Genomic DNA, 23,507 nt, shown 5'->3' on the forward strand with positions numbered 1-23,507 from the left:
GCAACTATCCGCCAAATATCTCTCAATTATCATTTTAGTTTCCTGCCAACAATGTTAGTGCAAATGGTTGTAAATACTACAATGCTAATAGAACTCAAAGGCATTAAAATGGCAGCAACTACAGGTGCTAACTGGCCGGTAACTGCAAAATAAAGACCAATAATATTATAGATAAATGAGAGTACAAAACTCCATTTTATGATTTTAATGGCCGATTTAGAAACCTTCAAATAATTAACAAGCTCGTTAAATTTAGAAGCATCTAAAATAGCATCACAAGCAGGTGAAAACACATTTACATTTTCAGAAATTGCAATTCCCACGTTACTTTGTGCCAAAGCTCCTGCATCATTCAAACCATCACCAATCATTAAAACATTGGCGCCTTCGCTTTGGTGAAATTTTATGTATTCTAATTTATCTTCTGGCTTCTGATTGAATAACAATTTAGCTTTAGGAGGGAGTAACTTTGTTAAGTTCTCTTTTTCCCCGGCATTATCCCCAGATAAAATGACCAAATCGTACTCTCTTTTAAGAAGGTTGAAGAGTTTTGAAAGCCCTTTTCTGTAGGCATTGTAAAAAGTAAATTTTCCTTTGTATTCATTATTTGTACTCACATGAACGGCTGTATTCAATGTTGAGGTTACGGCAGAATATCCAACAAAAGGAGCAGAGCCTACTTTTATATTTTTCTCATGATGTTTTGCTTCAATGCCTTTACCAATATGCTCTTCATAACTATCTAAAGTTAGAATGTCATGGTCAGCTAAAAGATTATATAAAGATCTGCTTAAAGGATGGTTTGAACCTCTTAAAGTACTTTTTAATAGAGATTCCTCCAAATCAGAAAGTGTTTCACCTTCATAACTAATAGTAGCTTCTTTGTTTGAGGTAATGGTGCCTGTTTTATCAAAAATAATGGTATTTATTTTTGCCAGTTGCTCTATAACGCTGGCATTTTTAAGATAGAATTTCTTCTTTCCAAGAATGCGTAAAATATTTCCAAATGTAAATGGTGCAGACAAAGCTATGGCGCAGGGGCAAGCTATAATTAAAACTGCTGTAAATACATTTAAAGCTTTACTAGAATCATTTATAAGCCAATAACTTGTTGCAATCAATGCTATTAATAAAATAGTAATAGTAAAGTTTTTGCTAATTCTATTTGTAAGGGTAGTGAACGATAATTGTTTATCTTTTTTAAACACATCATTACTCCAGAGTTGTGTTAAGTAACTTTGCTCTACAGAGTTTAAAACATCCACTTCAATATTACCCTCAATTTGCTTTCCACCAGCAAACAACTTATCGCCAGATTTTTTAGTAACGGTTTTAGATTCACCAGTAACAAAACTATAATCAATACGGGCTTTCCCTTTAATTAAAATACAATCAACAGGAATTAGTTCTTCGTTTCTTATAAGCAATCGGTCACCTTTTTCAATATCATAAACTTGAACAGATTCTTCTTTTCCTTCTTGATTGATTTTGGTAATGCCTATTGGGAAATACGATTTATAATCACGCTCAAATGATAAAAATGAATAGGTCTTCTGTTGGAAAAATTTACCCAAAAGTAAAAAGAAAATCAAACCAGTTAAACTGTCAAAAAAGCCAGAGCCAGCATCAAAAATAATTTCTGCAGTACTCCTAACAAATAAAACCAAAGCGCCCAAAGCAATGGGAACATCAATATTTAAAATTTTAGATCGAAGCCCTTTATATGCTGAAATAAAATAGTCTTGAGCTGAATAAAAAACAACGGGTAAACTAAATCCAAACATGAGCCATCGGAACAGGTGCTTATATTGTTCAAGCCAAAATTCACCAACTTCAAAATACTCTGGAAATGATAAAAACATAACATTACCAAAAGCAAAACCTGCCACACCCAATTTATAAATTAAGGATCGGTCAATTCTTTTTTTACCAACACTATAGTCTTCTAAACTAATATAAGGTTCGTAACCAATACTACTCAATAGCTCAACAAGGTTTTTAAGAGATAACTGTTCACTGTTATAAGTTATTCTAACAGTCTTCTTTCCAAAGTTCACAATAGAAGAACTTACTGAAGGATGTAGTTTATTCAAATTTTCTAAAATCCAAATACAAGAGCTACAATGAATATGCGGAATGTATAAACTTACAATTTGAATATCATCATTATTAAACTCTAATAATTGGTCTACAATTTTATCATTTTCTAAAAAATTGTATTTACCAGCAACTTCTTTAGGGGTGGCTCCTGGAGCATTTTGTAAATCATAATAACACGTTAAATCATTTGCAGAAAAAATCTCGTAAACAGTTTTACAACCGTTACAACAAAATGATTTATCGTCATAAAGAATCTCGGAAGATGTAGCATCTAATCCGCAGTGGAAACATGTTTTATGCTCCATAATATTTGCTCAAATTTACCTGTTGCAAAGGTGAAAAGTTAGTGAAAATTTAAATATGATATTTGTCATGATTTACTTATTTTTACAAATCTTGAATTAATATGGTATGAGTAAGTGTGAACAATGTATAATTAAACAGTTTAATTCTCTTAAAGCCTTGACTAAGGATGAGTTAGTCCGAATTTCTGGTTGTAAGACTTCTAGGAAAATTAAAAAGGGAGAAGTTATTTTTGAAGAAGGAGAGGTGCTAAATGGCGTTTACTGTGTACGAGATGGTATTTGTAAGTTGACAAAGTTAAGTGCGAACGGAAAGGACCAGATTGTGAAAATGGTTGTTAAAGGTGATTTGCTAGGGCAACGATCTGTTGTAAGTGAAGAGCGTTCTAATTTACAAGCCACTGCATTAAATGATATGGAAGTTTGTTTTATTCCGAAAAGTGAGATTTTGGCTGATCTACATAAAAACCCTGATTTTACTTTTGATGTTTTAAAAGATATGGCTAAAGACCTAAGAGAAGCGGATGATGTTATTGTAAATATGGCTCAAAAATCTGTTAGACAGAGGTTAGCAGAAACCATAATTTATATTCATAATAGTTTTGGTACAAATCCTGATGGCACTTTAAGCGTTCTATTATCTAGAGAAGATTTTGCTAATATTGTTGGAACAGCTACAGAGTCTGCAATTAGGGTGCTTTCTCAATTTAAAAAAGAGGGTTTGATTTCTGCAGTAGGAAAACAGATTAAAATTGAAGATATAGAAGCTCTTAAGAGAGTTGAATAGTTAGAAAATAAAAGATAAAAAAAGGCTCTGAAATGTTTCAGAGCCTTTTTTTTAATTTAGTTTGAAGGTCTTAATATCTTTAAATATTGAAATATTTATTTTCTCAATATTATTTCTGAATGATTTCCAATCTTCATTAAAAAAGGTATTCGTTTTCTCTATTCCATCTTTCACAGCTTTTTTTGCATGATTAATAAGTGTAGTCTCTGTATTTGTTAAACCATTTTGTCTTGATTTTACATAACCATTTGCTAAATTAATTCTCCTAGAAATAGTCATTTCAGAGTTTCTGGTAATACCTTGTCTTTTATCAACTTTTCCAAGGTACATATCTAATAAGGCATCTATACTTTTCGTGATGTCTTTACAAGATTTAATGGCATCTTTATACTTTTCTTTGTCAAGCTTTATCAATTCAGATTGATATTTATCAGCAATTTGCTTACTCTCTGCTAATTGTTTAACAGCATCAGAAGTTATTTGAGTTAGTGTCTCAAGCTCTTTTGAAGCATTATACACTTCATTAATAGCATTTTTAGTAACGTTTAAGCGCGGATCACTTTTAACAGTAAGCATTTTTTCTGAAGTTTGATCTCCAAAATGCAGAACTAATTTGTATTTGCCTGGTTTTACCTTTGTGCCACTTGGTTCTCTAGTACTTTTTCTAAATGTTCTAGAAGGTCGGTCAGGTCCTTTTTCATTTAATGATGGCCACATCCATTTTTGAATACCGCTCTCCTTTGGTGCTTTTTGTTTTAAAGTTCTAATTAATCGGTCACCATCATAAATTTTCATTGTTAAGGAATCCCATTTAACTTCCAAGGTCTCTGAATCAACATCTTCTTCGTTATCTTTTTTCTCCTCTTTAGCATCATCAGTTTTCTTCTTATCAATTTTAACATAATAAGAAATTTGAGCTATTCCTTTTCGGTTTTCACCATTATATAAAGCATCACCACCAAACCTACTCCCTGTTGGTTGATGATAAGCAGCTAAATAAGCAGTGGGCGGTTCAAATAACTCTAATTTTTGATTAATCATCTGTTTGTTTTTAGCCATAGCTCTTAGCGGTCTTATATCATCTAAAACCCAAGCGGCTCTACCAAAAGTTCCAATAATTAAATCATGTTCCCTTGAGTGAATAATCAAATCTTTTATAGATACCGTTGGAAAGCCCTCTGTCCATTTTGTCCAGTTTTCACCCGCATCAAAGGAAACATATAATCCATCGTCTGTTCCTAGGAACAATAAATTAGGTTCTTCTAAATCCTCTACTATTGAAAGCGTATAGCTTTTAACATCCTTTTCATCAACAATACGTTTCCATGTTCTTCCATAATCTTTAGTTCTATAGGCGTATGGTGTATAGTTAAATCGTCTATAATCATTAGCTATTAAAAGCGCTTCACCTTTATTCTTGTTAGAAGCTTTTATCTGAGGAATCCAACTTCCAACAGGTAAATCTTTAATATTCTTTGATACTTCAGTATAAGTCTGCCCTCCATTTTGAGTGACATGAATGCGTCCATCATCTGTACCAACCCAAATCATACCTTTTTCTAATGGAGAAGGTTCAATAACCAAAATAGTACAATGGTTTTCGGCTCCTGTGGCATCTAAGGTTAAACCACCACTTTCACTTTGTTTTTGTTTTTCTGGATCATTGGTTGTTAAATCATCAGAAATGATAGTCCAAGTAAGTCCTTTGTCGGTAGATTTGTGAACAAACTGACTTCCAAAATAAATGGTGTTAGAATCAAATGGGTCTATATTGATTGCAGAATTCCAATTAAACCGAAGTCTTGTTTCTCCATCCGGATGTGTTGGTTTTACCCTCATGTTGTTCCCTGTTTCCGCATCATAATAGGTTACATTACCCTGTTGACTCATAGACCAGCCAAATCTTGAATTTTCTTTATCTGGTACAACATCAAATCCATCTCCAAAACTAATTTCTTGCCAGTAAGAATTTCTGATGCCTTGTTCTTTCCAAACATATGCTGGACCTTTCCAAGACCCATTATCTTGCATGCCGCCATAAACATTATATGGAATGTCATTATCTACACTTATATGATAAAATTGGGCTAAAGGAAGGTTGCCAATAAAACGCCAAGTTTTACCTCCATCTTTTGTGATATTGAGACCGCCATCATTCCCATCAATCATATAATTGCCATTTGTTGGGTGAATCCACCAAGCATGATGGTCTGGATGAACGCCATTATTTGCACCATAAGCCGGCATGAGTTGTTTGAAGTTTTTACCACCATCTTCACTTACATTAACATAGGTGAAAACCGAATACACTCTGTTTTCATTTTCAGGATCTACAAAAATATCGGAATAGTAAAATGGGCGATTTCCAATGTCATTTTTATCATTTATTTTATTCCATTTAAAACCTCCATCTTCACTTTTATATAAGGCATTCTTTTTGGCTTCAATTAGAGCGTATATGACGCTTGGTTTGTTAGGAGCAATGGCTATACCTATACGGCCTAAATCACCATTTGGTAAGCCATCTTTATCTGTTAACTTTTTCCATGTTTCACCACCGTCATGAGTTATATGCAAACCAGAACCTTTTCCACCAGAATTAAAAAACCAAGGGTCTCTTTTATGTTCCCACATGGCGGCAATTAACTTATTTGGATTTGTTGGATCCATCACCAAATCGGCAGCTCCCGATTTATTGTTTGTAAATAGAATATTATTCCAAGTTTTACCACCATCGGTAGTTTTGTAAATACCGCGCTCTGGATGTTCTCCCCAAGGAGATCCAATAGAGGCCGCATAAATTATGTTAGGGTTAGTAGGGTCAATGACTACTCTATGTATATGACGTGTTTTTTCTAATCCCATTAACATCCAGTTTTTTCCACCATCTAAAGATTTATAGATACCAAAACCACCATTCAAACTATTTCTAGGATTCCCTTCTCCGGTACCCACCCAAATAACACTAGGGTTAGATTGCTGGATAGCAACCGCACCGATAGATGCTGTAACTTCATTGTCAAAAATAGGTTCCCATTTTATACCACCTGAAGTAGATTTCCATAAGCCACCAGAAGCAGTTCCAGCATAAATGATATCTGGATTTGAGTTTACTACATCAATTGCTGTGACTCTACCTGACATACCCCCAGGACCAATATTACGTGGGTGCATGTTTTTTAATAAATCCATTGAAATTTCCTGAGCAGAAAGGAATACAATACTTAAAAGCATTATAAGCGTAGCATATTTTCTCATGTTGGTGGTTTAGTTTAGTTTTAAATTTAGTGAACTTTTACCAGAGATTTCTAGATTTGACGTTCGCATTACAATATTTAATAATCTCTGAAATCCGGTTTGCTCTTGTTGCTTCTCTTTTTGCACTTTTTAACCAAGATAAGTAGCCTTTTTGGTAACCTTTTGAGAAGCCTTGATAGTTTTCAAAAGCTCTTGGGTTTTTATCAAATTCTGTTTGTAAATCGGATGGAATAATCCCGTTTTCAACGTCATCCATAAAAGACCAACAACCATTTTCTTTGGCAAGGTCTATAGATTTGTAACCAAACTCATGGATTAATCCGGAAGATTCTAATTCTTTTATATAACGTTTGTTAAGTGCACTCCAATTGCTTTTAGGGTTTCTTCTACAGAAATATTGCATTCGTTTACCATTGCCTAAACCTTTTACAGTCGAATCTATCCAGCCAAAACAAAGCGCTACCTTAACAGCTTGTTCCCAGCGCATGGTAGGAATTTTAGTTTCTAGTTTATAGAAAATCAAATGGACGCCTTTATCTTGATGGTGGTTTTTTAATAACCAATCATACCAATCGGTATCTCGTTCAAAATAAAGTTCTGGGAAATCGTTCAATGATTAAATCTTTTTAGATTCAACATAAAAATCAGGATCTACTTCAAAGGTTTCAATTTTCTTATCAGAAGATAACGTGTTCCAATCCGCCTTTGGGAATAGCCACTGTTCTTTTTCATTAATTTTAATTTGAATAGGCATGTCGAACTTATCAATGATGTTTGTCCAACGGTATTTTATAGTTTTACCTTCAATTTTATATTCTAGAGTTGGAACTTTAATGGTTCGTAAATACTGATTGAAAAACTCGGTTAAATCAATGCCTGTTTGTTCGCTTATATAATCTTCAATTTGTTTGGTGGTAACAGTTTGATGATAAAATTCAGTATTTAATCCTCTTAGAATCTTACGCCATTTTTCATCATCCTCTATGAGTTGTCTAAGAGTATGCAAAATACTTGCACCTTTATAATACATATCAGAAGACCCTTCATGATTCACATGATATGTGCCAATTATTGGTTTGTCATTGGTTATGGCTTTTCGAGTACCTATGATATACTCTGATGCTGCTTTTTTTCCAAAATGATAATCTAAATACAAGCTTTCGGAATAAGTGGTAAAACTTTCATGAATCCACATATCGGCTGCATCTTTGTAGGTAATGTTATTAGCAAACCATTCATGACCAGCTTCATGAATAATAATATAATCAAATTTTAATCCCCAGCCGCTACCAGACCAATCTCCACCTCTAAAACCGTTTTTATAACCGTTGCCATAGGTAACGCTACTTTGATGTTCCATTCCTAAATAGGGTACTTCCACTAATTTAAAACTATCACGATAAAATGGATATTGTCCAAACCAATGTTCAAATGCCTTCATCATTTTGGGTGCTTGTTTAAATTGTTCTTTGGCTTTTTCTAAATTATCTCTTAATACGTAATAATTCATATCCAGATTTCCTGCCATGCCATCATAAACCTCAGAAAAGTTCACATAATCACCTATATTGATGTTAACACCGTAATTATTAATTGGGTTTTTCACAACCCAATGAAACGTTTTTGTATCACCTATTTGCTCAACCAACCTAAGTCTTCCGTTAGAAACATTTGTGAGTTTATCAGGGACATTTACACTAATAAGCATACTGTCTACTTCATCATACATATGGTCTTTACAAGGCCACCAAACACTGGCGCCTAAGCCCTGGCATGACGATGCTATAAAATGATTATCATTACTATCATTCTCCCATGAAATACCTCCATCCCATGGTGCTCTAATTGCTTCTCTAGGATTTCCTTCATAATGTACTTCTAAAGAATTTACAGTTCCAATTTCTTGAGATTGGTTTAAGGTTATAAAATGAGCATTACCATCATGTTTAACTTCTAGTTCTTCTTCATTTTGGATTGCTTTAGTAAGTTTTAATGGTGGTTGCAAATCAATTTGCATAACGGAATTATTTTCTAAAACTTTGTACTGAACTGTATTTTTACCAGAAATGAATTTTTTATCTGGTTCAACTTTAATATCTAAGTGATAATAGGTTAAATCCCACCATTCGCGCTCTGGAGTTATAGAACCTCTAAGCGTATCTTGTCTTGTGAAATGTTCTTTTTTTGAAAGTACTTGTGCTTGAGCAAAATTGATAGAAAGAAATAAAAATAGGAGGAAGGTGATAGTTTTTCTCATTTTTTGATTTTATTCAAATTTATTTAAAATCGAATAGTATTAAGTTAAAATTTATTTAATGTTTTTTAGTTTTAAACCAAAGTGGTTTCAAAAAATAATGCCAATTATTTGGTGTAATTAAATTTTATAGTTTTTGTGGTTCCGTCTTTTTCATGCATATCTACATAAACATTCATTTCTTTATCATTTACTTTTTCAAAACTCATTCCTTCAAAAACCACTTTGTCTTTGGTAATATATTTTAATGGGAAATCTACGGTTTCATCTTTTGTTTCCCAACCTTTTAAATCGTTATGAAAGTGTTTCAATTGCAGAATTAACGTATTTTCAAGCTGCCTAATGATTTCAATTTCATAAAAAGAAACTTTGTTATTATTAATTAATTTGAAGGTTGCCATCATGGAACCACCAGAAGGCGTACTCCAATTCTCTTCTGTGATGCCTCCAAATGCTTCACCTTTCCAATTACCAGAAATCCATGAAATATTTTCTAGTTTAGGTTCAAGTTTTTTTTGTTCCTGACCTAAAAAGGAAATGGGAATCAAAAGGAGTATATAGATGAGAATTTTCATAGCCTTAGTTTGTATAAATTTACTGAAAATAAAAAATGCTTCAAAAAAGTGTTTTTTGAAGCATTTTTAAATTTGAATTAGTCACCTACTTTTATACTTAAAAGCAATATTTATTTTCTTTAGTTACCTTGTCTGCAATGATATTTCTTAATTCAATGATATTAGGCATATTAACGTATTTGATGTAGCGTTTTAATCCCATAAGCATCATGCGTTGTTCATCTCCTGTAGAGAATGAAATAATAGAATGTTTACCAGCAGTTTCTATAACATCAATAGCGTGGAATAGATTTAATTTCGCCATGGCAATTTCTTCTTTAGCATTTTCTTCTCCATTTTTTTTGGCCATTTTTTCTGCTCTTAAAATAGCAGATTCGGCTAAATAGATTTGAATTAAAATATCTGACGAAGCTAGCATAAGTTGTTGCTGTTCTTCAATTTTCTCTCCATATTTTTCTAAGGCGGCACCAGCTACCATTAAGAATAGTTTCTTCAGGTTTTTAATAATGCTTTTTTCTTCTGAAAATAATTCCGAGAAATCTGGTGTATCAAATGATGGAATACCCATTAGCTCATCTTTCACAGCCATGGCTGGTGTTAATACATCAACATGACCTTTCATAGCTTTTTTAATAAGCATACCAATACTCAACATCCTGTTTATCTCGTTGGTGCCTTCATAAATTCTTGATATACGGGCATCTCTCCAGGCAGATTCCATTGGTGTTTCTTCTGAGAATCCCATACCACCAAAAATTTGAATACCCTCATCAGTACATCTTTGAACAAATTCAGAGACTGCTACTTTTAGTATAGAGCACTCTATGGCATATTCTTCAACTCCTTTTAATTCTGCTTCTGGGTGAGAATCTTTGCCATTGGTCTGTCTTAGTTCAATTCTATCTTGAATATTTTTTGCAGCTCTATAACATCCGGCTTCTCCAACCCAACAGTTAGTGGCCATTTCTGCTATTTTTTGGCGAATAGCTCCAAAACTAGAAATAGGCGTTTTAAACTGAATACGCTCGTTGGCATATTTAATAGATTCTGTAATGGTTCTTCGTTGGGCATCTAAACAAGCAACAGCTAATTTTATTCTTCCAACATTAAGAGCATTCATTGCAATTTTGAAGCCATTTCCTCTTACTGACAACATATTTTCAATTGGAACAATGGTGTCATTAAAGAATACTTGACGTGTTGATGAGGCACGAATACCTAATTTATGTTCTTCTTCACCCATGGTTATACCATTTGGGTTTTCAGGGTCATATTCAACAATAAACCCTGTAATATATTTATCATCTTCAATTCTGGCAAAAACTATCATAAGACTACAAAAGCCAGCATTGGAAATCCACATTTTTTGACCAGTGATCTTATATGATTTACCATCTTCAGAAAGAACAGCTTTTGTTTTACCAGAGTTAGCATCACTTCCTGCACTTGGCTCTGTTAAACAATACGATCCAAACCATTCCCCTGTAGCAAGTTTTGGGACGTATTTTTGCTTTTGTTCTTCGGTTCCGTATAATGTAATTGGCATGGTACCAATACCAGTATGAGCACCAAAAGCGGTACTAAAAGAACCTGTTGCACCAGAAATATAATCGCAAACAAGCATAGTGTCTACAAAACCCATGCCCATGCCGCCATATTCCATAGGAACAGCGACGCTTAAGAATCCGAGATCGCCAGCTTTACGCATGCAGGACTCCGTTAAATCATAATCCTTATTTTCAAACTGTGCTTTTTTTGCCCAAATTTCTCTATCAACAAATTCGGTTACAGCTTCTTTCATCATAAGCTGATCTTCATTGAAATCTTCTGGTGTGAAAACATCTTCACAATTGGTTTCTTTTACAAGAAACTGACCACCTCTTAATATATTTTTTTCTTCCATTGTTTAAGTAGATTTTGAGATTTAATTCAAAAATTCAAAAATACCGCAAGCCCCTTGACCAGTTCCAACACACATGGTAACGGCTCCATATTTACCTTTCATATTGCGTTTACGCATTTCATCAAATAACTGTACAGAAAGTTTAGTTCCTGTACAACCTAATGGGTGTCCTAAAGCAATGGCACCACCATTAACATTAATGATGTTTGGGTTAAGATTTAATTCTCTGATTACTGCAATTGATTGAGAAGCAAAGGCTTCGTTCAATTCAATAAGTTCTAAATCGTTCTGTTTTAAACCAGCTAATTTCAAAGCTTTTGGGATAGCCTTTACTGGACCAATTCCCATAATTCTAGGTTCAACACCCGCTGCGGCATAATTTACTAATCTGGCAATAGGTTCTAAGTTTAGTTCTTTAACCATTTCTTCACTCATAACCATAACAAATGCGGCACCATCACTCATTTGAGATGAATTTCCTGCAGTTACACTACCTCCTTGAGCAAACACCGGTCTTAATTTTGCGAGAGCTTCTAAATTAGTTCCTTTTCTTGGGCCTTCATCTTTTGTAACGTTATAACTCTTATTTGCTTTTTTTCCGTTGGAATTGATATAAGTTTGATTCACTTCTATAGGAATAATTTGATCTTGGAATCTATCCTCAGATTGAGCTTTTAGAGCTTTCATATGAGAATTATATGCGAATTCATCTTGGTCTTCCCTAGATACTTTAAACTGATTAGCAACGGCTTCGGCTGTATTTCCCATACCCCAGTAATAATCTTCATGACCAGCGTTAACAATATCATAGTTTAATTCTGGTTTAAACCCAGTCATGGGTACTGCACTCATACTTTCTGCACCACCTGCAATAATACATTCTGCCATTCCGGATTGGATTTTGGCTGCAGCAATGGCAATGGTTTCAATACCAGATGAGCAAAACCTGTTCACTGTTACACCAGGAACATCAACGCTATCTAAACCCATTAAGGAAATTAGGCGTGCCATATTTAAACCTTGTGAACCTTCAGGCATTGCATTACCAACAATTACATCATCAATTCTAGTTTTATCTAATTGAGGCAGTTCTTTCATCATATGCTGAATGGTCTCAGCAGCTAATTCATCGGTTCTCTTAAAACGGAACAAACCTTTTGGTGCTTTCCCAACAGCAGTTCTGTATGCTTTAACTATATATGCGGTTTTCATTGTTTAATTTCTTAAAGGTTTTCCTGTCTTCAACATGTGCTGAATACGTTCTAAAGTTTTACGCTCTGTACATAAACTTAAAAAGGCTTCTCTTTCTAAATCTAACAAATATTGCTCGCTAACTAACGAGGGTTCAGATAAGTCTCCTCCAGCCATTACATAAGCTAATTTGTTGGCAATTTTCTGATCGTGCTCACTAATATAGTGGGCGGCTTCCATGGAGTCAGTTCCAACTAAAAACATGCCTAAGGCTTGTTTTCCAAGCACTTTCACATCTTTTCTTTTTACTGGCTGCGTATAGCCGTCATCAGCCATTAATCTAGCATGAGCTTTAGCTGTGGCAATTTGTCTGTTTCTATTAACAACAACAAGGTCTTTCCCTTTTTGAAGTATTCCCAAATCGAAAGCTTCGTAAGCCGATGTTGCTACTTTAGCCATCCCAATGGTTAGAAAATACTCTTGAAGTACATTTAATTCTACATCACCTTTTCTAAAAGAATCTGAAGCTCTAAGTGCCATTTCTTTGGAACCGGCGCCACCAGGGATGACGCCCACTCCAAATTCAACTAAACCTATGTAAGTCTCGGCCGCAGCCACAACTTTATCGGCATGCATGGAGAGTTCACATGCACCACCTAACGATAATCCATGAGGAGCAGAAATTGTTGGAATAGATGAATAACGCATACGCATCATAGTATCTTGAAAATACTTGATTGCTCCATTAAGTTCATCATATTCCTGCTCTACAGCCATCATGAAAATCATACCAATATTTGCGCCAACTGAAAAATTTGCGCCTTGGTTGCCAATAATCAACCCCTCAAAATCTTTTTCGGCTAAATCTATTGCCTTGTTTAATCCTGCTAAAACGTCACCTCCAATGGTATTCATTTTGGATTGGAACTCACAGTTTATAATACCATCTCCCAAATCTTCTATAACTACTCCAGAGTTTTTGAACACTTCATTACTCTTTCTAATATTATCTAGAATAATGAACGCATCTTGTCCTGGTTTTTTAGTTTGAGATTTTGATGGAATGTTATAGTAATGTGTCGCGCCGTTAGCGATAGAATAGAAAGACGTACTACCTGAAGCTAACATATCTTTCACCCATGAAGCAGGTTTTAAACCTTCATCTTTCATAATTTCTATACCTTTTTCAACTCCAATAGCATCCCAGATTTGAAACGGACCATGTTCCCATCCAAATCCTGCTTTCATAGCATCATCAATTTTGTATAGTTCATCTGATATTTCCGGAATTCTGTTTGAAACATACGCGAACATTGCTGCAAAATTCTTTCTGTAGAACGTACCAGCTTTATCTTTTCCTGAAACTAATATTTTGAATCTGTCAATTACTTTTTCAACAGTTTTGGTAAGCTCTAATGTTGCAAATTTTGCTCTCTTTTTACTGCGGTATTCATGGGTTTCTAAATCTAAAGAGAGAATTTCGCTCTTACCATTTTCCCCTTTAATCTTTTTATAAAAACCTTGTCCTGTTTTGCTTCCTAACCATTTGTTTTCCATCATAGTATTGATGAAGTCTGGAAGTTTAAATAATTCATGTGCTTCATCATCAGGACAATTATCATATATACCGTTTGCAACATGAACTAATGTGTCTAAGCCCACTACATCAACTGTTCTAAAAGTAGCCGACTTTGGTCTTCCAATAACTGGACCAGTAAGTTTATCAACCTCTTCTATGGTTAAGCCTAATTCTTTTACCTGATGAAATAAAGATTGAATGCCAAAAATCCCAATTCGATTTCCTATAAATGCAGGCGTGTCTTTGGCCACTACTGATGTTTTTCCTAAATATTGTTCTCCATAATTATTAAGGAAATCAAGAACGTTTTGTGACGTTTTAGGCCCAGGAATAATTTCAAAAAGTTTTAAATAACGTGCTGGATTAAAAAAGTGGGTTCCACAAAAATGTTTTTGAAAATCTTCACTTCTTCCCTCGCTCATAAATTTGATAGGGATACCTGAAGTGTTAGATGTAATCAAGGTTCCTGAAGTTCTATGTTTTTCAATACTTTCAAAAACTTGTTTTTTAATATCTAATCGTTCTACAACAACTTCAATAATCCAATCAACATTTTTAACTTCTGATATCTCATCTTCTAAATTACCTGTAGTAATTCTACTCGCAAATTTTTGGTGATAAATAGGAGAGGGTTTAGCTTTTAAAGCTTTTTTTAGAGAATCATCTACTAAACGATTTCTAACAACTTTATCTTCTAATGTTAGCCCTTTGCTTTTTTCAATGTCGTTTAATTCTCTAGGAATTATATCAAGTAATAAAACCTCAACACCAATGTTGGCAAAATGGCAAGCTATACCGCTACCCATGATTCCAGAACCTATTACCGCAACTTTTTTAATTATTCGTTTACTCATTACCCCTAAAATCTAAAATTACTTTTGATTGTAAATCTTTTTGTTAGAAACCATATCTATAATAAGTTCAGCTACTTCATAAAAATGGTTCATTTTTTCTTCAGAAACGTTTCGCCTAATAGTCTCATTAAATGTGAGTACTTTTTCTCTAGAATAGTCTCTTTTTTCACGCCCGAATTCAGTTAAATGAATTAAAACGCCTCTACCATCTTTCGGGTTGGGGTGTCTTTCTATTAATCCTCTTCCTTCCATGGTTTTTAAAATTCTGGACAAGCTGGTAGCTTCCATACCCATTTTAGGACCTAATGCAGTTGAAGGCGTGCCTTTTTCAGGGTCAATACTCAAAAGCGTGAAGCCTGTAGCCATGGTGCTTTCAAATTTAGAAGCCTCTTCGTTGTACATTTTTTGAACCATAAGCCATGTGGTTCTAAGAATATAATCAATAGTTTTGTCCTTCATAGTTGGTGGTTAAATGCCAAATATAGAAAAATTTATTATGCATGCATAATAAATTTTCAAAAATATAAATTCGTTGTAATAAAAATAGCACCTTAATAATTAAGATGCCATAATTATAATATAAATGAGAAAATTATTTACCCAATTTTTCCATTTACTAAACCAATAACCGAACCTACTATAGTTACTATAACTATGTAAATTCCTAGACTTAAAACGGCCAATGAGTAAGTTAAGTCCGTATTCATTGCTAAATTAAAAAAGTTGTCAAACAAACCCATAAAAACACCAATTATAGCACCTGCTTTTGCACCAGTAGCCAAAGTAGAAATTTGAGCCCATTGATTATATATATAGGATATGAACAACCCAAAGGTTAAACAGCCTAAAAATATAAATAACATGGTTTGTGAACTTTCTTCAGGTTGTGGAAATGTGTCTACAAATAAGATCCCATAAAATAACCACCCTAATAGGAAGTCTACAATACCGCCAGCAATACCGGCAACTAAGAAATTTTTTGTCTTCATTTTTTAAATTTTAATTAGTTAGATATTCTTAAAAATATGAAAAATAATATAAATAATTAAATTTCAGTAAGTTGCTGTGAAATGAAGTGTGTTTAATTTTAAAGTTTTAAATTACTGACTTTCCACTTACTCTTGATAAATTTTTTCAATGAGTTCTTTGTATTTTTCCTTAATCACTTTTCGCTTCATTTTCATTGTAGGAGTAAGGTGGCCATCATCAATGGTCCAAATATCTGGGGTTATTTCAAACTTTTTAATTTGTTCCCATTTACCAAAGTTGGTGTTAGCTTCGTCAATTTCTTCTTGAATACGTTCATGAAGCTGTTTACTGTTTAAAATGGCTTCTTTGGATTCAAAAGTAATATCATGCCTTTTAGCCCATTCTTCAACAAATTCATAATTAATTTGAATTAATGCTGCAGGCATTTTTTGCCCTTCGCCAATAACCATAATCTGCTCTATAAAGCGAGATTGTTTAAATTTATTTTCAAGAAGTGCAGGTACAATATATTTACCTCCAGAGGTTTTAAACATGTCTTTTTTACGATCTGTAATTTTAAGGAAATTATCATCACAAACTTCACCAATATCACCCGTGTGAAAATAATCGCCACTCATCACTTCTGCGGTTTTTACTGGGTCTTTATAATACCCTTTCATTACATTTGGACCTTTTACTAAAATTTCACCATCTTCGGCAATCTTAACTTCAACATTATCAATAATTCTTCCTACAGTTCCAATCTGGATTCCCATATTATAAGGGCAGTTTACTGAGACGACCGGTGAAGTTTCCGTAAGTCCGTATCCTTCTAAAATAGGCATTTCTGCGGCAGAAAATATTCTAATTAATCTTGGTTGTAAAGCGGCACTTCCAGAGACTAAAGTATCCAGGTTTCCACCTAGGCCTTCTTTCCATTTACTGAAAATTAGTTTTCTGGCTATTTTTAATCTGAACTCATACCACCATCCATTCTTTCCGTAAGGCTCAAATTTTAAACCTAAATCAACGGCCCAAAAAAATAACATTTTTTTAATGCCCTTAAGTGCTGCACCTTTAGCTATAATCTTATCATAAACCTTTTCATATAACCTTGGAACTGCAGTCATTATAGATGGCTTAATTTCTTTTAAGTTTTCGCTAATGGTTTCTATGCTCTCAGCAAAATAAATCTCTGTACCACAATACTGGTATAGATACAGAATCATGCGTTCAAAAACATGACAAACAGGTAAAAAACTTAATGCTGATGAATTACCATGTTCCATAGGAACACGTGATGAACTATCAATAACATTAGATACTAAATTGTCGTGAGACAGCATAACGCCCTTAGGTTTTCCAGTAGTTCCAGAGGTGTAGATTAAGGTTGCTAAATCATCAGGTTTTACAGAATCTCTTATGGTTTCTACTTCCTTTTGATTACTTTCATCTTTGCCTAAATCTAAAACATCCTGCCAATTCTTTTCGCCTGCAATTTTATTAAAAGAATACACCTCCTTAAGCTTGGTGTTTCCTTTTATCTGGTTTAGTTTTTCTAAAATAGTTTCGTCTGACACAAAACAATACGTAGCTTCGGAATGATTTAAAACATACTCGTAATCCTCTTTAGAAATAGTAGGGTAAATAGGGACATTTTGTGCCCCAATTTGTAAAATACTCATGTCTAAAACGTTCCATTCTGTACGATTTGTTGATGAGATAACCGCAATTTTGTCGTTAGGTTTAACCCCAAGCCTTAATAAGCCTCTACTTATCTGATTATATTGATTAATATATTCTTGTGTTGATATACTAACCCATTTACCATCGTACTTTGAGGTAAATGCTTTTTTTAAACTAAACTTCTCAAGTTGATACGGAGGAAAATCAAAAATTCTAGTAATCTCTGTCATGTGTTTTTTTGAAATGCTGTATTGCAAAGTATGAAATTAAATATGATTTTCAAATTTGAGTCAAAAGGATAAATATTATTAGATTTTAGTTGGTTCTTAAATTGGATTATCTTTTTTATTGTTGATTAACCATATTGTTAAGGTATTCTTTTAAATTTTTAGATTTTTTTCAAATTGTGAACGCATTTTCATTAATTTTTACGAAAAGTGCAATTCTTGACCGGAAAAAATGCCAATAATTATAAAAAAGATTACGGGTATTACATTTTTGTAAAGTCTGGTCTTAAAACCTTTGATGATTCGTTAAAATCAAAAAAAAATTCAAACGTTTTCGTAAAGTATTTTAGCTTTGAAACCATGCTATATCAAGGTTTTATGACAAAAGTCAGTTTAATTGTTTTATATGTAGAGTAATTTTGATGTATAAAATAAGAGATCATATTATAGTAAATAAAGAAGTAAAAAAAATGGAATTAAAACAATTTAAGAATAGCGTTTGGAATGATGCTATTGACGTCAGAGATTTTGTAATTAATAATGTAACTCCTTATTATGGAAATGATGAGTTTTTAGTGGGCCCTAGTGAGCGTACTAAAAAACTTTGGGATGTTTGCTTAGAAGCTTCTAAAGAAGAGCGCCAAAACAATGGTGTACGTTCTGTTGATACAGAAATCATATCTGGAATAAGCAATTTCGAGGCAGGATATATTGATAAAGAGAATGAGGTTATAGTTGGTTTACAAACAGATGAATTATTAAAACGTGCAATGAAACCTTTTGGAGGTTTTAAAGTGGTTCAGAAAGCACTACAGGAGCATGGTTTGGTGCCAAGTAACACTGTTACAGAATTGTTTTCTAAATATGTAAAGAGTCATAATGACGGTGTGTTTTCTGCTTATAATGATGAAATTAAAAAGTTCCGTTCTTTAGGGCTTTTAACAGGATTACCTGATAATTACGCTCGTGGTCGTATTATTGGTGATTATCGTAGAGTTGCTCTTTATGGTATAGATAGATTAATTGAAGCTAAAAAAGAAGACTTTGCTGGTATAGAGGGGCCTATGAGTGATGCTGTTATTCGTTTACGCGAAGAAGTATCAGAACAAATTAAGGCCTTAAAAGACATGATAGAGATGGGTAAAAAATATGACCTTGATTTATCTCGTCCAGCTCAAAATGCTCAGGAAGCCGTACAATGGACTTATATGGCTTACTTAGCAGCTGTAAAAGAACAAGATGGTGCTGCAATGTCATTGGGTAATGTATCTTCTTTCCTTGATATTTTTATTGAAAAAGACTTAGAAGCAGGTGTAATTACTGAGGTTGAAGCGCAAGAGTATATTGACCAATTCGTAATGAAATTACGTATGGTTCGCCATTTAAGAATGGGAGCTTACGAAGAAATTTTTGCTGGAGATCCAACTTGGGTAACAGAAGCTATTGGTGGTATGTTCTCAGATGGAAGAACTAAGGTTACAAAAACATCATTCCGTTTCTTAAATACCTTATATAACTTAGGTGCATCACCAGAGCCAAATATTACTATTCTTTGGTCTAATAGTTTACCTCAAAACTTTAAAAACTACTGTTCTAAGGTAGCTATTGATACATCTTCAATTCAGTTTGAAAATGATGATATGATGCGTACAATGCGTGGATCTGATGATTACGGTATTGCATGTTGTGTGTCTTACCAAGCTTTAGGTAAGCAAATCCAATTCTTTGGAGCAAGAACCAATTTAGCTAAAACACTTTTATTAGCTATTAATGGTGGACGTTGTGAAAATACAGGAACTCAAATGGTGGAAGGTGTTGAGCCATTGGAAGGTGAATATTTAGATTTCGATAAAGTAATGGCTAACTACAAAGTAGCCATGAAAGAAGTAGCACGTGTGTATAATGATTCTATGAATATCATTCACTACATGCATGATAAATATTACTACGAAAAAGCTCAAATGGCGTTAATTGATACTAACCCAGATATTAACATTGCATATGGTGTTGCTGGTTTATCAATTGTAGCAGATTCATTATCGGCTATTAAATATGCTAAAGTGAAGCCAGTAAGAAATGAACAAGGTTTAACAATTGATTTTGAAATAGAAGGTGATTTCCCTAAATATGGAAATGATGATGATAGAGTAGATATATTTGCTCATGATGCTGTTGAAGATTTCAATAACGAATTAAAGGCCTTACCAGTTTATAAAAATGCAGAACCTACAATGTCTGTACTTACAATTACATCAAATGTAGTATATGGTAAGAAAACGGGAGCTACTCCAGATGGTAGAGCTAAAGGTGTTCCATTTGCACCAGGTGCAAACCCAATGCATGGACGTGACACTCACGGAGCCATTGCATCTTTAAACTCTGTAGCTAAAATTGATTATAAAGATTCTCAAGATGGTATTTCAAATACATTCTCAATAGTTCCTAAATCTTTAGGAGCTTCTGAAGAAGATAGAATCTCAAATTTATCTGCAACACTAGATGGTTACTTCTCAAGAAATGCACAGCATTTAAATGTTAATGTTTTGAATAAAGAAACGTTACTAGATGCTATGGAGAATCCAGAAGAGTATCCACAGTTAACAATTAGAGTTTCAGGATATGCTGTAAACTTTATAAGACTGACAAAGGAGCAACAGATGGAGGTTATAACAAGATCGTTCCACGATTCAATGTAATTATAAAATTAGTCGAGTGAGGACTTCCGAAAATTAGTACCTTTCGGAAGTTCTAACTTTAAATCTAATACCTTATCAAAACTGCAGATTACACATTGAGAGTGCATTCGGTTGAATCGTTTGGCACTCATGACGGACCTGGAATACGAATGGTTGTGTTTTTACAAGGGTGCAAACTAAAATGTTTGTACTGCCACAATCCAGATACCATAGATACCCACGGAGGAAAAGAATATCCTATAGAGAGCTTAGTAAAAAGAGCTGTTAATATGAAATCTTATTTTGGTGAATTTGGTGGTGTTACGGTTTCTGGCGGAGAGCCTTTATTGCAGTCAAAAGAGTTGGTTCATTTTTTTCAGAGGTTAAAGGAAGAAGGAATTCATACTAATGTAGATACTAATGGCAGAGTGTTTAATCACTTTACTGAAGAACTGTTAGATAAGTATACAGATTTGGTTATGCTAGATATCAAACATATGCATGAAGATGGATATCAAATGTTAACGGGTCAGAAAAATAAAGAGACCACTTTCAATTTTGCTAAACACAGAGAAGCTTCAGGTAAAGCTATGTGGTTGCGTTATGTTTTAATTCCAGGGATTACAAATACCCCGGAATTGTTACACGAAATGGGAAACTATTTTAAAGATTATAAAACCATTGAGAAGATTGAAATTCAACCATACCATAAACTAGGTATCCATAAATGGGAAGCTTTAGGTTGGGAGTATAAGTTGAATGATGCTAGAGAGAACACTGAGGAAGAATTAGAATCAGCTGTTGAAATACTGAAAAACTATTTCAAGGAAGTGAAGCTTAATTAAAATGAAAACAAATAAAATCTCATATAGTTTAGGAATAACACCAAAATTTATGGTGGTATTTCTTCTATTTAATGGGATTCTATTTAGTTGCAATAATTCTGAGAAAAAGCAAGATGCTGTAAATATTGATCACCCAATAGTTGGCAAATGGATTAAGGTAGGTCATGCTGGAAACACAAGTTTTAATTTCAAAAAAAATGGACTTGTTGAAGGCGATTTTGGAAATGATAAGAGTATTGATGTAGTCGCTGAATATGAAATAAAGAATGATACTATCAAGTTTGTAGATAAGAAAGGTCAAGCTTGTGAAGGATATGGCTTGTATAAAATAGATCAAACAGACAATTATGTGTCATTTGATTTAATTGAAGACAATTGCGCCGGAAGAATCAAGACAACACTTGGCTTTTGGGTAAGACCAAATTTTGAAGACACCCTTAGTAAACTTAATACACAAATAGAAAATTCATCTCAATTAGAATTACTACTTAATAGAGGTAGAGTGTTTTTAGCAATAGGTAAATCAGTGCAGGCTAAACAAGATTTTGATAGTTTCATTTCTCAAGATTCTACAAATGCCAGAGTATATATAAATAGAGCTGGGACAAGATTTCCTCATGACATGAAGGGAGCTGTTCTTGACTGTAATAAATCAATAGAATTAAATCCCAAAAACAAGAACGCTTATTTTTTGAGAGGTCTTGCCAAATACGAATTAGGCGAGAAAGAACAAGCCTGTGAAGATTTTGAAAAGGCCATAGAATTAGGTTTTTCAATTTTAAGAATAGCTGAACAAAAAAGATGTGAAAATTTTTGGGTCAAAACGGAATAAAGCATAAAAGACAATAGTCTTTTGTGAAGAAAAACAATTAGGAAAACATGAAAACACAAAAATTAAAAAATCGTTGGTTGATAGCTGCTTCAGCAGTGGGGATACACATTTCAATAGGATCTGTGTATGCATATTCAGTAATGACCAACCCAGTAAAGGATATATTCGATGTTGATGGAAGTGTGATAAAGTGGGCATTTAAAATTGCTATTTTATTACTAGGGTTATCAGCAGCATTTTTAGGTAGATGGGTAGAAAAAGTTGGTCCAAAAGTTAGTGGAACAACAGCAGGATTATTTTACGGATTTGGTATTTTAGGATCTGGTCTTGCAGTGCAATTAGAATCACTTTGGTTGTTTTACTTATGCTACGGTGTAATTGGAGGTATAGGTCTTGGATTAGGATACATTACTCCAGTAAGTACATTGGTTAAATGGTTTCCAGACAGACGTGGTTTGGCAACTGGAATGGCAATTATGGGCTTTGGTTTTGCAGCTTTAATATTTGGCCCCGTAATGCAATCATTATTTGATTCAGTTGGAGTATCTAATGCATTTTACATTTTAGGAGCCATCTATATGATTTTAATATTAGCTTCGGCTAGATATATTGAAAGACCACCGGAAGGATATATGCCAGAAGGTTTCAAACCAGGCGAAGGAAAAACTATTAAAGCAGATATTTCAAATATCACTGCTAATGAGGCTTTAAAAACATCACGTTTTTATTATATCTGGATTATGATGTTTATAAACATTTCTTGTGGTATTGCAGTAATTTCTGCTGCCAGCCCAATGATGCAGGAGAAACTAAGCTATACACCAATGGAGGCTGCCGCAATAGTTGGTTTAATTGGGGTGTTTAATGGGTTAGGTAGAATTATGTGGTCTACATTATCAGATTACTTAGGAAGAGCAAATACTTATATAGTATTCTTTGCTTTCCAAATTTTAGCATTCTGGTTATTACCACAAATATCGATGGAATTAGCATTTTTAGTAATATTATTTACTGTAATTACTATGTATGGTGGTGGCTTTGCAACTTTACCAGCTTTTTTAGGCGATTTATTCGGAACCAAACAATTAGGTGCTATTCATGGTATGGTATTAACGGCATGGGCTTTAGCTGGTGTTGTTGGTCCAACAGTTTATGATGTTGTTAAAAATATAACAAAATCTGTAGATGATACGCTTGCAGTATTTGCGGGATTATTTATTGTAGCATTTGTTGTATCATTATTAATGAAACGAACTGTAACACAAGCTTACAGAAAAATAAATAAAGACTTGAAATTTGCATAAAAAGCAAATTTAAAACAGTTCCATTTTTTCTTTTTTTATTGAAAAACCCCGAGGCAGGTTATGATTGCTTCGGGGTTTTTTGTTTTTACAAAAAATATTTAAAAAACTATTGATTTTAAAGGGATTATATGATTTATGTCATGAAAATACCTCATGTTAAAACGTA

At 33.6% G+C, this 23,507-nt stretch carries 16 protein-coding genes; 5 read left to right on the forward strand and 11 right to left on the reverse strand.

Translation table 11 applies throughout. The annotated features are described in order from the left end of the window. Nucleotides 1-29: 29 nt before the first annotated feature. Nucleotides 30-2,405 (reverse strand): heavy metal translocating P-type ATPase, encoded by a 2,376-nt coding sequence (locus tag FUA22_RS15875; protein ID WP_147769572.1) that lies wholly within the window; start codon nucleotides 2,403-2,405, stop codon nucleotides 30-32. Between the two features lie 106 nt (nucleotides 2,406-2,511). Between FUA22_RS15875 and FUA22_RS15880 the strand changes: the two genes are divergently transcribed. Further along, entirely contained in the window at nucleotides 2,512-3,189 is a 678-nt protein-coding gene (locus tag FUA22_RS15880; protein ID WP_147769573.1) for a Crp/Fnr family transcriptional regulator, read from the forward strand. Nucleotides 3,190-3,240: 51 nt separating this feature from the next. Here the strand turns inward: FUA22_RS15880 and FUA22_RS15885 are convergent, their stop codons facing one another. From FUA22_RS15885 to FUA22_RS15930, 10 genes are all read right to left on the reverse strand, one after another. Further along, nucleotides 3,241-6,447 (reverse strand): VPS10 domain-containing protein, encoded by a 3,207-nt coding sequence (locus tag FUA22_RS15885; RefSeq protein WP_147769574.1) that lies wholly within the window; start codon nucleotides 6,445-6,447, stop codon nucleotides 3,241-3,243. 37 nt (nucleotides 6,448-6,484) lie between these two features. After that, complete coding sequence (locus tag FUA22_RS15890; protein ID WP_147769575.1) at nucleotides 6,485-7,060, reverse strand: YdeI/OmpD-associated family protein; 576 nt, start codon at nucleotides 7,058-7,060, stop codon at nucleotides 6,485-6,487. Between the two features lie 3 nt (nucleotides 7,061-7,063). Further along, the gene (locus FUA22_RS15895; RefSeq protein WP_147769576.1) at nucleotides 7,064-8,704 is read right to left on the reverse strand and encodes a M1 family metallopeptidase; all 1,641 of its coding nucleotides are present in this window, start codon (nucleotides 8,702-8,704) and stop codon (nucleotides 7,064-7,066) included. Nucleotides 8,705-8,808: 104 nt separating this feature from the next. After that, a complete protein-coding gene (locus FUA22_RS15900; protein ID WP_147769577.1) occupies nucleotides 8,809-9,276 on the reverse strand; it encodes a DUF6265 family protein in 468 nt (155 codons plus the stop codon). Nucleotides 9,277-9,373: 97 nt separating this feature from the next. Next, the gene (locus FUA22_RS15905) at nucleotides 9,374-11,179 is read right to left on the reverse strand and encodes an acyl-CoA dehydrogenase family protein (protein WP_147769578.1); all 1,806 of its coding nucleotides are present in this window, start codon (nucleotides 11,177-11,179) and stop codon (nucleotides 9,374-9,376) included. Between the two features lie 21 nt (nucleotides 11,180-11,200). Continuing rightward, nucleotides 11,201-12,391 carry an acetyl-CoA C-acyltransferase gene (locus FUA22_RS15910; protein WP_147769579.1) on the reverse strand — a complete coding sequence of 397 codons (1,191 nt, stop codon included), beginning with the start codon at nucleotides 12,389-12,391 and terminating at the stop codon, nucleotides 11,201-11,203. A 3-nt stretch (nucleotides 12,392-12,394) separates the two neighbouring features. Beyond that, nucleotides 12,395-14,803 (reverse strand): 3-hydroxyacyl-CoA dehydrogenase/enoyl-CoA hydratase family protein, encoded by a 2,409-nt coding sequence (locus tag FUA22_RS15915; protein ID WP_147769580.1) that lies wholly within the window; start codon nucleotides 14,801-14,803, stop codon nucleotides 12,395-12,397. An 18-nt stretch (nucleotides 14,804-14,821) separates the two neighbouring features. Next, nucleotides 14,822-15,262, reverse strand: coding sequence for a MarR family winged helix-turn-helix transcriptional regulator (locus FUA22_RS15920; protein ID WP_147769581.1), 441 nt, complete (start codon nucleotides 15,260-15,262; stop codon nucleotides 14,822-14,824). Between the two features lie 137 nt (nucleotides 15,263-15,399). Beyond that, nucleotides 15,400-15,792 carry a hypothetical protein gene (locus FUA22_RS15925; protein ID WP_147769582.1) on the reverse strand — a complete coding sequence of 131 codons (393 nt, stop codon included), beginning with the start codon at nucleotides 15,790-15,792 and terminating at the stop codon, nucleotides 15,400-15,402. Between the two features lie 126 nt (nucleotides 15,793-15,918). Further along, nucleotides 15,919-17,688 (reverse strand): AMP-dependent synthetase/ligase, encoded by a 1,770-nt coding sequence (locus FUA22_RS15930; protein WP_147769583.1) that lies wholly within the window; start codon nucleotides 17,686-17,688, stop codon nucleotides 15,919-15,921. A 467-nt stretch (nucleotides 17,689-18,155) separates the two neighbouring features. Here FUA22_RS15930 and pflB point away from each other — a divergent pair, with 467 nt between their 5' ends. The 4 genes from pflB (at nucleotide 18,156) to FUA22_RS15950 (ending at nucleotide 23,341) form a co-directional block, all read left to right on the forward strand. Next, nucleotides 18,156-20,381, forward strand: a complete 2,226-nt coding sequence (gene pflB, locus FUA22_RS15935) for a formate C-acetyltransferase (RefSeq protein ID WP_147769584.1) — start codon at nucleotides 18,156-18,158, stop codon at nucleotides 20,379-20,381. A gap of 101 nt (nucleotides 20,382-20,482) precedes the next feature. After that, nucleotides 20,483-21,205 (forward strand): pyruvate formate-lyase-activating protein, encoded by a 723-nt coding sequence (gene pflA / locus FUA22_RS15940; RefSeq protein ID WP_241664846.1) that lies wholly within the window; start codon nucleotides 20,483-20,485, stop codon nucleotides 21,203-21,205. Between the two features lies 1 nt (nucleotide 21,206). After that, nucleotides 21,207-22,037: a tetratricopeptide repeat protein gene (locus tag FUA22_RS15945; protein WP_147769586.1), complete on the forward strand. Its 831-nt coding sequence runs from the start codon at nucleotides 21,207-21,209 to the stop codon at nucleotides 22,035-22,037. 47 nt (nucleotides 22,038-22,084) lie between these two features. Beyond that, entirely contained in the window at nucleotides 22,085-23,341 is a 1,257-nt protein-coding gene (locus tag FUA22_RS15950) for an L-lactate MFS transporter (RefSeq protein ID WP_147769587.1), read from the forward strand. The last annotated feature ends 166 nt before the right edge of the window (nucleotides 23,342-23,507 follow it).

The organism is Seonamhaeicola maritimus (genome assembly GCF_008056315.1).
Classification (GTDB): Bacteria; Bacteroidota; Bacteroidia; order Flavobacteriales; family Flavobacteriaceae; genus Seonamhaeicola; species Seonamhaeicola maritimus.